Annotated in this window: 14 protein-coding genes; 6 read left to right on the top strand and 8 right to left on the bottom strand. The window is 67.5% G+C overall.

Annotated elements, in window-relative coordinates; genetic code table 11:
* Nucleotides 1–72 precede the first annotated feature (72 nt).
* From AAFP35_RS19325 to AAFP35_RS19310, 4 genes are read right to left on the bottom strand one after another with little or no spacing between them, the layout of a single operon-like run.
* Entirely contained in the window at nucleotides 73–504 is a 432-nt protein-coding gene (locus AAFP35_RS19325) for a (deoxy)nucleoside triphosphate pyrophosphohydrolase (RefSeq protein WP_419223263.1), read from the bottom strand.
* Nucleotides 504–1,517: an ABC transporter ATP-binding protein gene (locus tag AAFP35_RS19320; RefSeq protein WP_419223262.1), complete on the bottom strand. Its 1,014-nt coding sequence runs from the start codon at nucleotides 1,515–1,517 to the stop codon at nucleotides 504–506. Before AAFP35_RS19320 ends, AAFP35_RS19325 begins: the two co-directional genes overlap by 1 nt.
* A complete protein-coding gene (locus AAFP35_RS19315) occupies nucleotides 1,518–3,149 on the bottom strand; it encodes an ABC transporter permease (RefSeq protein WP_419223261.1) in 1,632 nt (543 codons plus the stop codon).
* Nucleotides 3,113–4,105 carry a thiamine ABC transporter substrate-binding protein gene (locus AAFP35_RS19310; RefSeq protein ID WP_419223260.1) on the bottom strand — a complete coding sequence of 331 codons (993 nt, stop codon included), beginning with the start codon at nucleotides 4,103–4,105 and terminating at the stop codon, nucleotides 3,113–3,115. Before AAFP35_RS19310 ends, AAFP35_RS19315 begins: the two co-directional genes overlap by 37 nt.
* A 304-nt stretch (nucleotides 4,106–4,409) precedes the next feature.
* Here AAFP35_RS19310 and AAFP35_RS19305 point away from each other — a divergent pair, with 304 nt between their 5' ends.
* From AAFP35_RS19305 to AAFP35_RS19290, 4 genes are all read left to right on the top strand, one after another.
* Complete coding sequence (locus tag AAFP35_RS19305) at nucleotides 4,410–5,228, top strand: hypothetical protein (protein WP_419223259.1); 819 nt, start codon at nucleotides 4,410–4,412, stop codon at nucleotides 5,226–5,228.
* A 217-nt stretch (nucleotides 5,229–5,445) separates the two neighbouring features.
* The gene (locus tag AAFP35_RS19300; protein ID WP_419223258.1) at nucleotides 5,446–6,291 is read left to right on the top strand and encodes a hypothetical protein; all 846 of its coding nucleotides are present in this window, start codon (nucleotides 5,446–5,448) and stop codon (nucleotides 6,289–6,291) included.
* Nucleotides 6,292–6,332: 41 nt separating this feature from the next.
* Nucleotides 6,333–7,523 carry a lipase gene (locus AAFP35_RS19295; protein ID WP_419223257.1) on the top strand — a complete coding sequence of 397 codons (1,191 nt, stop codon included), beginning with the start codon at nucleotides 6,333–6,335 and terminating at the stop codon, nucleotides 7,521–7,523.
* Nucleotides 7,520–8,203 (top strand): lysoplasmalogenase family protein, encoded by a 684-nt coding sequence (locus AAFP35_RS19290; protein ID WP_419223256.1) that lies wholly within the window; start codon nucleotides 7,520–7,522, stop codon nucleotides 8,201–8,203. Before AAFP35_RS19295 ends, AAFP35_RS19290 begins: the two co-directional genes overlap by 4 nt.
* Nucleotide 8,204: 1 nt before the next feature.
* Here AAFP35_RS19290 and AAFP35_RS19285 read toward each other — a convergent pair whose 3' ends face one another.
* On the bottom strand, nucleotides 8,205–9,686 hold the full coding sequence (locus AAFP35_RS19285) for a sugar porter family MFS transporter (protein WP_419223255.1): 1,482 nt from the start codon (nucleotides 9,684–9,686) through the stop codon (nucleotides 8,205–8,207).
* Between the two features lie 181 nt (nucleotides 9,687–9,867).
* Nucleotides 9,868–10,389 carry a hypothetical protein gene (locus AAFP35_RS19280; RefSeq protein WP_419223254.1) on the bottom strand — a complete coding sequence of 174 codons (522 nt, stop codon included), beginning with the start codon at nucleotides 10,387–10,389 and terminating at the stop codon, nucleotides 9,868–9,870.
* A gap of 33 nt (nucleotides 10,390–10,422) precedes the next feature.
* Here AAFP35_RS19280 and AAFP35_RS19275 point away from each other — a divergent pair, with 33 nt between their 5' ends.
* On the top strand, nucleotides 10,423–10,995 hold the full coding sequence (locus tag AAFP35_RS19275) for an HhH-GPD-type base excision DNA repair protein (protein WP_419223253.1): 573 nt from the start codon (nucleotides 10,423–10,425) through the stop codon (nucleotides 10,993–10,995).
* An 18-nt stretch (nucleotides 10,996–11,013) separates the two neighbouring features.
* A complete protein-coding gene (locus AAFP35_RS19270; protein ID WP_419223252.1) occupies nucleotides 11,014–11,925 on the top strand; it encodes a hypothetical protein in 912 nt (303 codons plus the stop codon).
* Here the strand turns inward: AAFP35_RS19270 and AAFP35_RS19265 are convergent.
* A complete protein-coding gene (locus tag AAFP35_RS19265; RefSeq protein WP_419223251.1) occupies nucleotides 11,904–13,223 on the bottom strand; it encodes a WS/DGAT domain-containing protein in 1,320 nt (439 codons plus the stop codon). The genes AAFP35_RS19270 and AAFP35_RS19265 overlap by 22 nt on opposite strands.
* A 432-nt stretch (nucleotides 13,224–13,655) precedes the next feature.
* On the bottom strand, nucleotides 13,656–14,912 hold the full coding sequence (locus AAFP35_RS19260) for a DUF222 domain-containing protein (RefSeq protein WP_419223250.1): 1,257 nt from the start codon (nucleotides 14,910–14,912) through the stop codon (nucleotides 13,656–13,658).
* Between the last annotated feature and the right edge of the window lie 703 nt (nucleotides 14,913–15,615).

The following is a 15,615-nucleotide window of genomic DNA, read 5'->3' as shown; positions in this document are numbered from 1 at the left end:
TCAACCTTTACAGGGTATCGGTTGACGGCGTGAGACCGTGCTCACATCGGTTCTGCAGGGCCGACAACGCCTCTACGCATCCCGCGCACGGTCGTCGTGACCGCCGAGTTCGGTGACCAATTCCGGCACCCAGGCGCTGTCGGCGGGCACCAAGCGTCCCTCCCTCGCCCACTCGACCAGCGTCGTCGCGTCGACCCACTGCAGCGCGGCGTGTTCGGCGGCCCGCGGGATGCCCTCGACGATCTCCGCACGCAGGGCGATCAACGTCAGTCCCGGGCGCAGTCGCACATCTGCCCGCAGTTTGGCGCCCACCGTCACCACGACGCCGAGCTCTTCGTCGAGCTCCCGGCGCAATGCGTCCGACGGTGTCTCTCCCGGCTCGACCTTTCCGCCGGGCAACTCCCACAGTCCCGCGACCTCGGCCGGGTACCGTCGTCGGGCCAGCAGCAGCGTCCCCCGCGCACGGTCCACGACGGCTCCTGCGACCACGATCCGATCCGTCATCACCCGATCACCGCCACCCGGTCGGCGACGATCCGTAACGCGACGTCGTCGCCGACCACGACCGGTGCCGACGTCATCGCATCGAGCTCGACGGACCCGGCGCGCACCCGCAGCCGCCGCCCGGTGGGCAGATCGGCGACCGCACCGACCGTGCCGGCCACCGCACCGTCGCCGTCGATCATCTGAGCGCGAACGGATTCCGGTCGCAGCCCCAACGTCACGGGGCCGTCGGAGCGATCCAGGGCGACCGGCCCAAGCACCGTGTCGGCCCGGCCGTCGACGATCGTCGCGTCGAGAACCGTCGTGACGCCCAGGAACCGTGCGGTCCACTCGTCACGCGGTTGATTCCAGAGGTGCTGCGGCGCAGCACTTTGCACGATGCCACCGGCACGCATGACGGAGATCGAGTCGGCCATCAGGGCCGCCTCGGTGTGATCGTGGGTGACGACGATGGTGGGGATCGCGGCAGCACGGACGATCTCGGCGATCTCGGTCGCCAGCTGGTCGCGCAGCAGCCGGTCGAGCGCCGCGAGCGGTTCGTCGAGCAACAACAGTCGTGGCCGTGGGGCCAGTGCCCGCGCCAGGGCCACCCGCTGCGCCTGTCCGCCGGAGAGATCGTCGACGCGGCGTGTGGCGAAGTCCGCGAGCCGGACCAGTTCGAGCAGTTCGGTCACCCGCTCCCGGATCGCCGATCGCGACCACCGGCGAATACGCAGCCCGTAGGCGATGTTCGACGCGACGGTCCGTCCGCCGAACAGCTGGCCGTCCTGGAACACGACGCCGAAGTCGCGTCGATGGGTCGGCACGTCGCGCAGATCTGCCCCGTCGAAGCGAACCGTGCCCCCGTCGAGGGGTTCCAGGCCGGCGACCGCCCGGATCAGCGTCGACTTCCCGCATCCGGACGGACCGAGCAGGGCGGTCACGGCCGACCCCGACGTCCCGGCCGACCAGGTCAGCCCGTCGAGCACCGTCACCGGGCCGTATCGCACTGCCACGTCGTCGATCTCGAGCATCTACAGCAGCCCTCCCGTCCGCGGTCGCAGCGCCTCCACGATGATCACCGCGAGGGTGGTCACCGCGACCAGCAGCATCGACGCCGCCATGGCGGTGGCCAGGTTGTCGGCGCCCGGACGATTGAGCGCCGACCCGATCAGCACCGGCAAGGTCGTGGTGTCCGCACGAGCCAGAAAGCTCGTGGCGCCGAACTCCCCCATCGCCATCACGAATGCGAACCCGCCTGCGGCGCCCAGGGATCTGCCGATCATCGGTAGATCGATGGTGACGAACACCCGCATCGGTCCGGCGCCCAGCGTCGCGGCCGCCTGCCGCAGCCGACCGGGTATCGATTCGAGCGCCGGAAGGGCGATCCGCACCACCACCGGGATGGCGATCAACGCCTGCACGCAGGGGATGACCAGCGGCGACGACGACACCGACGACGGCAGGGAGGCGAGGACGATGAGGTATCCGAAGCCCAGGGTCACCGCACTCACACCGAGCGGAACGGTGGTGACCACGTTCCCGGCCACCGTCCACCACCCCCGGGAGCGGTGCATGGACACCGCGGCCAACAGGCCGACGACCAGCGCGATGACCATCGCGAGGGCGGCCGTGGTCAGCGAGTAGCGCAGCGTCTCCAACGGGGTCACGCCGTTGACCGAGCTCCCCAACGACCGGTAGCCGTCGAGCGTCCACGCGCCGTCGGCGCCGGGCCGCACCGACCGCAGCGCGAGGACGGCTATCGGACCCACCAGCACGACGACCGTCCAGGTGACCGCCGCGACCACCGGAACCCATTGCCGCCCGCGGGGTAGCAGACGGCGCCCGGCCCGCGCGCCGTCCGAGCCGGCCGGGGCGGTGAACATCCGTGTGAGCAACAGCGCGGCGACCACCACGACGATCTGCACCATCGACAGCGCGACCGCCTCCGGGATGCGGAAATACCCGATCGCCTGGGTGTAGATCTCGGTCTCCAGGGTGCGGATCTCCCCGTTGCCGAGAACGATGATGACCCCGAAGCTGGTGGAACAGAACAGGAAGACGAGCGCGGCGGCAGCGCCGACGGCGGGCATCAGACGCGGCGCGACGATTTCGAGGAACGCACGCAGGCGTCCGGCCCCGAGCGTCCGTGCGGCCTCCGCCGGGCGCGGATCGAGTGAACGCCACGCCGCCCCGACGATCCGGGCCACCACGGCGACGTTCAGGAACGCATGGGCCGCCAGGATCGGCCACAATCCCGAGGAGATGTGCAGACCCGCCAGCGGACCGTCGAACAATGCGCGGAATGCGACTCCGACCACGACGGTGGGCAGCACGAACGGCACGGTCACGATCACCATCAGCAGCAGCGATCCGGGGATCTGCACCCGGGCCACCAACCACACCATCGGTACCGCGACGACCATCGCCAGCACCGTCGACGCGGCAGCCTGGAACAGGGTGAATCCCAACAGGTTCAGAGCATGGGTGCGCTCCAGCAGCTCCCAGATCCCCACACTGTCGGCGGTGGTGACCGCCCGGCGCACCAGCGCGCCGATCGGCCAGACGAACAGGATCAGGATGAATGCGGCGGGCACCACCCGCAGTGCCAGGGCACCGATGCGACCGGTCACCGTCCGACGGCGTCGCGCCACTGCTGCAGCCACTGTTCCCGATGCGCTGCGATGTAGGCGGGAGGCATGTTCACCGTCCAGGTCGGCACCGGCGCACGCTGTTGCCAGCCGTCGGGCAGCGGCGTGTTCTTCTGCACCGGATAGACATACATCGACGACGGAAGCACCGCCTGGACGGTCGGGCTCAGCATGAAGTCGACGAGTTTGCGTGCCCCGGTCGGGTTCTTGGCGCCCTTGAGCACACCGATGTACTCCACCTGCCGAAAGCAGCTGTCGAGCAGGGCCGACGTCCCCTGCGTGGCGGCGGGCGACGACGCATAGGAGACCACGATCGGTTTGGCTCCCTTACCCTCTCCGGCGGTGAAGAGCTGGTTGTAGGCGATCTCCCACCCCGACACGACACTCGCGCCGCCGCCGGTGACCGCCTTCCAGTAATCCGGCCAGCCGTTACCGAAGGCGCCGATCGTGGCCAGCAGGAAGGACATTCCGGGTGACGACGTACCCGGGTCGAGCAATGCCGCCTGACGCGCGTATGCCGGGTCTCGTAGGTCGCGCAGACTCTTCGGCGGTTCCTGATCGTGTTCGGCGTACCAGGTGTCGTCGATGTTGAGGCAGACATCGCCGCGGTCGACCGCGGTGAGCTGATCGTGCGCCTCCGGCAGGGCGTACTCGGCCGCGCCGTTGGCCGCCAGTGGCGACAGATACGGGTCCAGCGCCCCGGCCTCGACCGGACGTGAGGCGAAGGTGTTGTCGATGCCGAACACCGCGTCCGCCTTCGGCGAACCGGGCGTCAGGGACACCGTCGAGGCCAGCTGACCGGCGTCACCCGACTTCACCACCTTGAGCGTCAGACCGGTGTCGCGTTGAAAGGTGTCGAACACCGAGTCCGGGAGCTCGAAGGAGTCGTGAGTCAACAGGGTGACCTCTGCGCCGGGTTCGGCGTCGTCACCACAGCCCACGAGCATCGTCATCGCGGCGGCGGCGGTCATTGCGAGGGAGATCAATACACGTCGTCTTGCCACGGCTCGATCTAACCAGGTACGACCGACGGGGACGAGGCCGCCGCGTTACGTAACATCCGTAACAATTGCATCAATTTCCTCAGGTGTCACACATGGACGCAGTAGTGTGCCTCGACAGCAACCGCTGTAGGCGGACACATAGAATGACGCGCGACGTCGACTTCGATGTCGCCAGGCACCGACCGCGGAGTGCGTGCCCACCGGCACGCACCGACGACCGATAGGACCGGAAACAGTGCGTTCTGCGCTCCAGAGCTTGCGTTCACATCGAATGCGCCGACCTGCCAGCAGTACCGTTCGTCGTACGGCCGTGGCCGCGATGAGCGTCGTCGCAGCCGCCTCCCTTGCGCTGCCCGGCGTCGCAGAGGCGGCACCGGCACCCAAGCCGGCTGCACCCAAGCTCGACCAGCGCACGCTGGATTCGCTTGGCGCATTCGCTCCCGCGATCATCGGGTCCGTCGCCACCAAGGACGCCCACGGCAAGATCAACTCGCAGCTGCTCGATCAGGCCAAGGCGCTGTCGTCGGCCCCCGGACTGCCGCCGCAGGCCAAGGAGATCTGGAAGTCGGTCGTCGACTTCCTCGGCGAGCCCGGACGGGTGGCCATGATCCGCGAGCGCAAGGCCGCCGAGCGCAAGCCCGGCGATCCGGAGATCCCGCAGGGCCCCAACGCCCCGAAGATCCAGGAGTTCCTCTATCCGACCCTCGGCTTCGGTTGCATGCCCGACGGTGGCAACTCCCTGGGTCGCGCGCTGGCCACCGCCGGCCCGCAGCAGGCACCCGCGCCGGGCCCCAAGCGCGGCCAGGCGGGATACGTCTACACCAGCCTGGGCACCGGCCCGGCCATCGACAATCCGCACCAGAAATTGCTGGTGACCTGGCTGAACATCGACAACGGTCGCACCGGGCAATTGACGCTGAAGCGCAACCCGAAGATCAACGTGAAGGAAGGCCCCGGCACGTTCACCGGTATCGCCAACACCGGCAAGGGCCGCGTGGTCTCGACGATCTACGGCAACGTCACCACCAAGAGCAAGGGGCGTGTGGTCAGCTGCGGGATCATCCCGACGATCGGTCTCGCGACCATCTGACACACTGCGGTTCCGACACCCTCGGCCCATTCCGGGCCGGGGGTGTCGTGCTTTTTCGGGGCTCGCTCTTCACGCCTGGGTCGCGACCACGTCACAGCTCGGACTCTGGACTTGAAATCAGCACATCGGTCATGCTCTCTTTTAACTTAAGAAACTTCTGTCACATCCGTAACAGCTGCGGCTGGTGCGGGTGTGGCCGTTGCTGAAGGAGAAGATCATGAACACCACGTCGATGGGCTCTGCCCGCTCCCCTCGTCGCTCACCAGGCGTGCGGGCGGCGGTACTCGGAATCGCCACGGCCGCCGCGCTGGCGCTCTGCGCTCCCGCGATCAGCGCGCCGACGGCGTCCGCCGAGCCGCTGGTCGAGCAGAACAGCATGACTCTTCCCCCGATCCCCTTCGACGCCGAACTGGCCGCCGCGGTGCGTATGCTGCGCGACGCCGGCGTCGACCGCATGGCACTCGACGCCGCGCAGGCGATCATGTCGAGTGTCGGCCAACTCTCCACCGAGCAGGCCGCCGCGCGTGTCACGCCGGTCCCGGCCGCCGGCACCGACCCGATCGGTCTCCTGCGTGCCCTCGGCGTCCAGACCCTCACCCCGTCCGTGTCGCCGTTCTGCGCCGCACCCACCGCCGACAACCCGCTCGGGCTCGTGTCGGCAGGCGCGGGCGCGGTGGCCGGGCCCTGGCCGCTCGCCTCCGAACCGCTGGCGCCGCTGCAGCAACTCTTCGGCATCACGTTGCCGAAGCTCAATCTCGTGGACAAGGGACAGACCGCGTTCGCATTCGTCCCGGCCACCCCGACGCACACCGCCACCCCAGGATCCGACACCGGCAAGATGCAGGTCGCCTGGTTCAACACGACCACGATGAAGGGTGGTTTCGCCGATCTGAAACCGGTCGCCGACGCCCCGATCCTCAAGGCTGTCCCGCTGCTCTCCGGCGTCCGTCTCGCGCCCGTGGACACCGAGAGCGGCACCGTGCTCGCCGCTGTCTTCGGAAACTCCGACGTTGCCGGTCGCAACTGCTTCTTCCTCCCCGCGGTCGGCGTCGTCGACGCCTGAGTCGTCGCCGACGACCCGCACCACAACCGAACAGCGAATCGATGAACATGTCCCCCAACCCATCCACCCGACGACGCCCGCTGCTGAGGGCCGCCATCCCGTCGTTCGCACTCGCCGCGGCGCTGATGACGGTCGGGAGCGTCACGACGCCACCCGCGCAGGCCGCCCCCACCACACAGACCTCGCCCGGCGGTCGGCCCGGCACGGTGTTCGCGAGCCGCGATCTGCCACGTGACCGGCTGGCTCCCATGGCCGCCACCGGCGACTCGTTCACCTACTGGACCACCGGAACCGACGGCACACCGCGCCTGTCGGCGGGCACCGTGCAGGTACCCAAGGGCGCCGCACCCCGCGCAGGCTGGCCGGTCATCGTCTGGGCCCACGGCGCCCGAGGCATCGCCGACCGGTGTGCACCCTCGGTACGGCCGGTGACGGCCGACACCCGCGCCGCCCGACGGTGGGTCGAGCGTGGTTACGCGGTGATCACCCCCGACTACGCCGGCCTCGGAACACCGGGCACACCACAGTATTTCGACACCGCGACAACGGCCCGCAACATCGTCGACGCCGTCCGCGCCGGGCGCGACGTGGCCGCGCACCTGTCGCGCCGCTGGGCGGTGGTCGGCGAGACCCAGGGAGCCGCTGCGGCTGTCGAGCTCGCTCGGCAGGCCACGCGTCTGCAGGGGCCCTCCCTGGACTATCGCGGTTCGGTCGCATCGTCGGTGCCGGTCGAATTCGATTCGCTGATGGGCGGACTCGGCCCGTCCACGGGGTCGATGCCCTCCGGGGTGACCGCCGAGGTGCTCTACACCCTGAGTGCACTGCGCAATGCCCGGCCGTCGATCGGTCTGGACTCCTACCTCACCGACACCGGTGTCACCTGGCTGAACCGGGCAGCATCGCTGTGCGCCGACGATCTGACACCCGAGGTGGCCGGCCTGTCGCTGGGTTCGTTGCTGCGCAAACCGCTGGCCGACAACCGCGAACTGATGGACGTGGTCTCCCAGTCGCACATGATCCCGATCAGGGGCTTCAGCCGGTCGGTGTTGTTGACCCAGAGCCTGTTCGACCAGAATGTCATCGTGCCTTTGAGTCTTCGCTATCTGAACGACGCCCGCGCCGCCGACTCGCGGGTGTCCGCGCGCACCTACCTGGTCCTCAACGACCAGCAGGCCGACGCCTTGTCCGACAACGACATCCGCGCGTTCGTCTCGCGGTTGCTCTACCGGTGAGCCCCGCGACCGCAGCGCGCACCCACGCAGCCGCAGCGGCTTTCGCCGTGACGAGCGCCGCGGCCACCGTGGCGGGCGCCCTGCACCGTCGGCGCGCGGCCGAGATCACCAAACCGCTGCCGATGCTGGTGCTCGCCGCGCACGCCGCCCGCGGTCACCGCGGACGAAGTGCTCTCGACAACGCCTTGCTGGCGGGTGCACTGGCATTCTCCATCGCAGGCGATCGCGCGATGCTGCTCGAGGAGTTCGCCGACGAACCGTCGACGAAGGACCGTCGCCTCCAGATCGGTGCGAGCCTGTTCGCAGGTGCGCAGTTGTGCCTGACCGGGGCGATGCTGCGCCGTGGCGCCCGACCGCGGCCTCGTGGACTGGCGCTGCGCACCCTGATCCTCGGTGAGTCCGCAACCGTGCTGGCATTGCACCGTCCCCGACTGCTGCCCGTCCTGGGCACCTACGGGAACACGCTGGCGACGATGTCGGCCACCGCCGACGCCGTCGCCGCGCCGCAACCGGCGATGCGAGCCGGTGGCTGGCTGTTCCTCGCCTCCGACCTCACCATCCTCAACCGCCGTCACCTCATCACGGATCGGCGCGTCGCGGCCGTCAGCGAGGCATGGGTGTTGGCGAGCTACTTCGCCGCCCAGTGGCTGCTGATCACCGGGCTGACCGACCGCGACTGACTCATTCGGTGCCCTTGGCGGACCGGACCGCCTCGAACTGTTCGAGGCGGCTGGCGGCGACACCATCCATCTCCTCGAGTTCCATACCCTTGGTCTCGGCCACCTTGGAGCGGACGAAGAAGAACGACGCCGCAGCGCAGAAGGCGAAGAACCCGTAGATCCAGGACAGGCCGAGCACCTTGCTCATCTCCGGGAACAACATCGAGATGGTGAAGTTCGCGACCCAGTTCACCGCGGTGCACACGCCGAGCGCGACACCGCGAATCCTGTTGGGGAACATCTCGCCCAGCATGACCCACATGATCGGGCCCCAGGTGGCGGCGAAGAACACCACGAACGTGTTGGCCCCGATCAGCGCCAAGACACCCCAGGGGTTGGGCAACGACACCTCGGCGACGTCGTTGACCACGGTGGTCACCGACTGGGTGAACGCGACGCACGCCATGACCAGGCCCACGAACATACCGACCGAACCCCACAGCAGCAGGATCCGTCGCCCGATCCGGTCCACGAACAAGATCGCCACGAACGTCATCCCGACGTTGATGGCCGAGGTGATCACCGAGGTCGTGAACGCCTGAGCGGTGTCGAATCCGACCGATTTCCACAGCGTCGTCGAGTAATAGAAGATCGCGTTGATGCCGACGAACTGTTGGAAGACGGCCAGCCAGATGCCCACCCACACCAGTGGATGCAACCCGAACGACGGCCCGCGGATGTCGTGCAGGGACGCCGCGGATTCCCGCTTGACCGTCAGCTTGATCTCCTTGACCCGCTCGAGCGGATTCGCTTCGCCGGTCACCTCCTGCAGGATGCGAGCCGCCTCCTCGTCGCGGTGCCTGCCGACGAGATAGCGCGGCGACTCCGGGATCGTGAGCGCGAGTGCGCCGTAGACAACCGCCGGGATCACCCCGACGAGGAACATCCACCGCCATGCCTCGAGGCCCCACCACAGATCGTTCATGGGTTCGCCTGCCGCGGACTGCAACAGCTTGTCCGACAACAGCGCCGCGAAGATACCGAGGGTGATCGCGAGTTGCTGCATGGACGCCAGCGCGCCGCGGAAGCGGGCCGGTGCGATCTCGGAGATGTAGGCGGGTGCGATGACCGAGGCGATACCGATGCCGAGGCCGCCGAGGACACGCCACATCAGCAGATCCCACACCGTCTGCGTGTAGGCCGTACCGATCGCCGAGATCACGAACAGGACCGATCCGACGAGCATCACCCGTTTGCGGCCCCAGATGTCGGCCAGGCGACCGGCGAACCAGGCGCCGACGGCACAGCCCAGCAATGCGATCGCGACCGCGAAGCCCTTGAACAGCTCACCGAGGTCGAAGGTCTGCTGGATGGAGTCGACGGCGCCGTTGACGACCGACGAGTCGAACCCGAACAGGAACCCGCCGACCGCGGCGGCCACCGTGACACCGATGACCTTCGCCGTGTGTTGCTCCGCGATTTCCTCGTGATGCGCTTGCGACATGGAGAGTGTCCTCATCGTCGGGGCCACCGGACCATCGGTGGACGATTGCCTGTGTCAGCCTACTGGCCACTGCGCGGCGAACCGGCGCAACTCGACACACGTTTTGGTATCGAAAGCACGCAATTCGGTTCACGATTCGACGATCGTGGGGCTTGCCGACCCGCGTTTGCGGGTGGTTCGGTCAGGCGGTGGCCCGGCCGTGGCAGGTCGACGTCTTGGCGTTGACCATCGGGACGAACGCCATCAGCCCGATCTTCTGCCGGATGGTGAAGGCCACCGGCCCTTTACCGGGATGAAGATCGGCCTGCCAGGTGACGATGCGGGCCCTCGACGGAACGGTGACGCTACCGGTGCGTCCGGTGGCCAGATTGCGCCAGGTCACCTTTGCCTCGATCGTGTAGTCGGTGATCGGAGATGGTTTGGCGTGATCGGAGGCGATCAGCGAGATGGCCGGTCCCGGAAGGCCGTCGGCCGGGAATCGGATGCCGTTGAACACGTCCACGCGGACCGGGAGTGTCGCACCCGGCCATGGGCTCGCGCTGTCGCACCGCAGCGTCGTGACCAGGTTGGGTTCGGTGTATTCGGGGATGGCCGAGGCCATCGGGCTGCCCGCGACCGTGGCGCCCAGCGCCGTCACCGCAGCGATGATCCCGATCAGGCGTGCGCGCAGCGACCCGCCCCGTCCCCTCCGTCCGGTCCCCATGGTGGCGAGTCTAAAGGGCATTAGCATGTCCCCATGGCGAATCTGCAGATTGCCCAGGACCCGGCCGCCGATGCTCTCCTCTCCACCGATCCGTTCGCGTTGCTGACCGGGATGCTGCTGGATCAGCAGTTCCCGATGGAGCGTGCCTTCGCGGGGCCGGCCAAGATCCGCGACCGCTTCGGCACGATGGATCCCGGTGCGATAGCAGCAGCCGAGCCCGACGCATTCGCCGACCTGTGTGCGACCCCGCCTGCCATCCACCGCTATGGCCGGTCCATGGCGGGACGCGTCCAGGCACTCGCACAGATCGTCGTCGACGAATACGACGGCGACACGGCCAAGATCTGGTCCGACGCGTCGTCGGGCGCCGATCTGTTCGCACGTGTGCATGCCCTGCCCGGTTTCGGTGAGCAGAAGGCGAAGATCTTCGTCGCGCTGCTCGCCAAGCAGCTCGGGGTGAAACCGGCCGGATGGACAAAAGTGGTCGGCGACTACGGGAAGGCGGGGTATCGATCGGTCGCCGACGTGACCGACCCGGAATCACTGCAGAAGGTGCGTGACTTCAAGAAGGCCGCCAAGGCGGCCAAGGCTGCGGCGAAGTCGTAGCCGGGACGCGATGACATCATGGAATCCAACAGCGCCCCCTCCCGCAGCGTCGTCGAGCTTCCCTTCCGCATCGGATTTGCCGTCACGGGAGTAGCCCTGACCGCAGCCGAGTCGGCGGTCACGATCGCCCGCTTGACGGCGACCAGCGTTCAGCACGAGGTGAACAGCGCACTCGGTTTGTCCGGCGATGAGCTCGGCAGTACCCGCACGCCGCTCGCTCTGCTCAATCAGCTCGCCGATCTGCTCGGTCCCGACCGCCCGTTCGGCCGGATCCTTGCCGCCGGCGGCCCTCTCGAACGCCTTCTGAACCCCGACGGTGTCATCGACCGGCTGACCGCACCCGACGGGCTGCTCGAAAAGCTCACCGCCACCGGCGGTCTCCTCGACCAGATGACCGAGGACGGCGGCATCCTGGTGCGCCTGACCGCCCAGGACGGGCCGCTGGATCGACTGACCCGTGCCGGCGGTGTGGTCGACCAGTTCACCGAGAACGAGGGCATCCTGGAACGCCTGACCTCCGAGGGCGGCATCGTCGACAAGCTCACCGCCCCCGACGGTGTCCTGGAAAAGGTCACCTCATCGGGCGGCGTCCTCGATCGGATGGCCGAGGACGGCGGTCTGCTCGATCAGCTCGTCGGCGAGAACGGCGCCGTCGAGCGCGCCATCGCGCCGGACGGGCCGCTGGATCGGATCACCGAACTGACCGAAGTCATCGGACAGTTGGCACCGAACCTGCTCGCCATGCAGGACACGGTGCATGAGCTCGCGGAGACCGTGGAGTTGCTCAACCAGACCGTTGCCCCACTCGGCGGGCTCGCCGACCGTCTACCGAAGCGACTGACCAGGGCACCGAAAGGCACGGCACCACACCGGGGTTCACAACCATCACTCACCGATGGGACCGAACACTACGGGCCCGGGGAGCTCTGAGACGCAGGGACCGACGAGACCTGGTCGAGGGCGCGGCGCAACAGTGTGACATAGCGGTCGACGTCTGGCATCACCTCGGGGCTCGTGGTCACCGAGATCGCCAACGCACCGCCGATTCCGTGCACGCCGTGGGTGAGGCCCTGGGCAGGCGACAGGGCCGGGAATCCGGTGGTGAACAGCACCTCTCCCCCGCCGAGCCACAGGTCTGCGGGTCCCCGATGCACCGAGGACACCACCGTGACACCGGTGACGGTCGGAGGCGAAACGTCAGCATCGAATTGTCGGATACCCCACCGCGCCAACACGGCAGGGGTCGCATCGGTGGCACGCCGTTCGGCGCGTCGCGCCGGTTCGTCATCGACGGCGCGGGCGCGAGCGACCTCCTCCGCGATGGTGTCCGCCCGAAGGCCGACATCGTCGATCTCGGTGTGCAGGTCGATACCCGCATTGCGGAAGTTGTTGCGTGACAACGATCCTGCGGATCGTCCGATGGTGAGCTCGGCTCCGATCGGCGTCTCGGCGGGGAGGTATTCGTCGAGGGCCAACGAGATCGCGGTCAGGGCCCCGACCGTGACCGGATGCCGAGACGGCACCATCGCGCGGTCGCCGACGATGACCCGCAGTGTGCGGGCAGGTCCCGGTCGACGGTTCAGCACGGTCGGCGGGTATCCGGCGCCCGCGGTCGGCGGGTGCCGACGAACTTCGCGATACGCGTCGAACCCACGTCTGAGCATCCGACCGATTCGCACGGGCAGGACGACCGCACCACGTACCGCAGCACCGAGTGCGAGAACGTCGGCGGGGATGCGGTCGACTCGCGGCCGCCGCGGGGGTGCGACATCGTCGGCGAAGAGAGCTCGCGCGATCGATGAGGTGCGACGACCGTCGCCGAGTGCGTGACAGATCTGCAACACCACCACGACCGCGGGTCCGCGCGGCGCGTCGACGACCGGGCCGAAGATCCTGATCCTCCAGGCACTTTCCCTCGGATCCAGTTGCTCGGCCTGCAGGGCACCGAGTCGGTCGAGGCAGTCGCCCCATCCGGTGATCGACGCCTCGACGACGACCTGGTCGTCACGCACCGTCGTACCCACCCAATGGGGTAGGTCCAGGCTTGCGGGTACATCGACAATCCGCAGGCACAGATCGTCGACGCCGGCGGCCCGCGCTCGCAGGTGGGCGGCAAGTTCGGTGAGCGGAATTCCTTGATCGGCAAAGCAATACACCAGGAACTGGTCGTTCGGGATGGCGTCCGCCATCCAGTACGACCGCGCGTCGGCAGGCGCCATCCTGATCATGTCCGGCACGGTACCCCACCTCCCGCTCGAGGAGATTCGGCCGGACCGTTTCATCAGAGCCCGGCCGCTGCTCCGGTCCTGCTTGTGTTGCCAGACTCTGGAACCCTGCGAGTACCGTCTACCCGCCGCGGTGCGATCGTCACCCGGTCCTCGAGTACGAGATCGCGAGCGACCCCAGGATTGCCAACTACCAGGCTGACTCTTCGAACGGCGTCTTCCCCGGACGACCTGGTGATCCCCCCGAGAGCCCACCATCGGGTGCCCGCCGGCTCATTGCCCGGCGGGCACCCGAAAGGGTTTCCCATTTCACACTGTGGAGTTGTCAAAGGCCGTGCACAACCCGGGATACGCCGGGTTGCCGATCAGGTGTGGTGACGAGCGTTCGCGCTCAGCTGGTTTCGGGTCTCGGCTATCGGTGTCGCGGTGGCGAGGTCAGGCGGCGAGAGTCATGGTGCGCCGGTTATACGCCGGTAACGGTGTGCGTGTCGGGTCGACCTCGACCGGCGGAATCAACCAGGGGTGTCGGTCGGCGCCCATGATGATCTCCCACCCGGACGCGTGGATCTGCGCGTGGCACGAGGTGCACAACAGGCAGCCGTTGTCGATGACGGTGGCGCCCCCGTGTGACCAGTAGATGATGTGATGGCACTGCGTATATCCGGCGGCGGCTCCGCATTTCACACAGCACTGGTCACGCACGATGAGTGCTTTACGCTGCTGGACGGTGAACAACCGTGCCCCGTTGCCCACGCCGAGGGGTGCGCCGTGCTCGTCGAGGTCGAACACGGTGACGCTGGCATCACAGGCCACCAGGTGTGCGGTGGTCTGGGAGATCGGCCCGAGCCATTCCAGGGTTGCCTGATCGGGGTGGTCGGCCGGCACGGTCACACTCACCTGTGTTTTCGGGGCGACGACCATGTCCGCGTCACCTGTTCTGCTGGCTTTGGCCGCAGCATCCAGAATCATCTCCAACGCATCAGCGCGACGCTGCCCCGCGGACCGGGCATCCTCGGACCCGTCGGGTTCCGGCCGCTTGCGGGACAGGGACTCGACCGCGGACACGAGTTTCTCGCCGGTGACGATGTCGAGATTGGCGAACACCTCCAACCGACCATCACCGGCTACGGTCGTGGAGACCTCGTTGATCGTCCGGTCCTCGGCCGCCGGCACACCGTCCTGGTCGTCGGCGATCTGATTGCCTCGCGCGCGTGCCGCCGCCAGTACTTCACGTGGTGTGGCGCCGGAGAAGGCTTGGGCGATCAACGCCAACTCGTGTTCGATCACAGACCCCGCCGACAACGGTTCCGGCGCCCGTTGATCGATATGGGCCATCCCCCGCACCAACGCGTCCACGTGTTCGCCGGAGAACACCCCGTCCGCAGAATAAGCGGCCACCCGTTCCAACCGGCCGAGAGCCGTCCCGATGCGCAGCCACCGGTCGGCGACCGCCGGAGCAGCCCCCATCTCGATCAACAACCTCCGCGTGCGACCACCGGAACGCTGCGCCACCCCCAACCTGTCCATTGCCGCCACGTGTACGGCCAACTGGTGGTCGACCAGGTTACGCACGTCCATCAACGTCTTCGCGGTCTCGAAGACCTGGCAACCAGACGCATCAGCGTCGATCGTCACCTCACGCAGCAACGGAATCAGGGTGTCCAACGGCACGACTCGATTGTAGTCGAACATGCGTTCGTCGAGAAGAGTTCATCCACAGGTATCTTATTGTGCTGCAACGTATTTCGGCGTCCCGGTCGTCGCCCTGATGCAATTGTAGCGGCGACCTCTGACAGGTTCGGGGTGGTGAGTCCTGTTGGTGCACAGGGGAACGCCTTGCCTGTTGATCGAGTAGCGTCCGAGCGTAGCGAGGCCGCGTATCGAGATCTGGTGCCGGAATGCAGGTCTCGATACGGTGCCTCGGCTGGCGCCTCGGCGCCTACTCGACCAGCAGTGTGCGGTTCCGAGACTCGACCGGCGTTATGGGCGCGCTCATAACGGAAACCACCTCTTCCCCCAGCATGTTCGAAGAACCTGCGGTCGACTGATTACGCTCGACGGCAATGTTCTCGCGTCCGGTCCCCACGGTTGGCGCACACATTGCCGGTCGAGTAGGTACTGAGGCGCTAGCCGAAGATCCGTATCGAGACCTGGGGGGGTGTCCGAGCATAGCGAGACCCGGTTCGGGTAATCGACTGTAACGCAAGATGATCTGAGCACCCTCAGGTCTCGATACGGCTCCTCGGCCAGCGCCTCGGCGCCTACTCGACCAGCAGTGTGCGGTTCCGAGACTCGACCGGCGTTATGGGCACGCTCATAACGGAAACCACCCCTTCCCCCAGCATGTTCGAAGAACCTGCGGTCGACTGATTACGCTCGACGGCAATGTTCTCGC

It is taken from the genome of Gordonia sp. CPCC 206044 (assembly GCF_048537895.1).
Classification (GTDB): domain Bacteria; phylum Actinomycetota; class Actinomycetes; order Mycobacteriales; family Mycobacteriaceae; genus Gordonia.
This window is presented reverse-complemented; position numbering and strand designations above follow the sequence as displayed.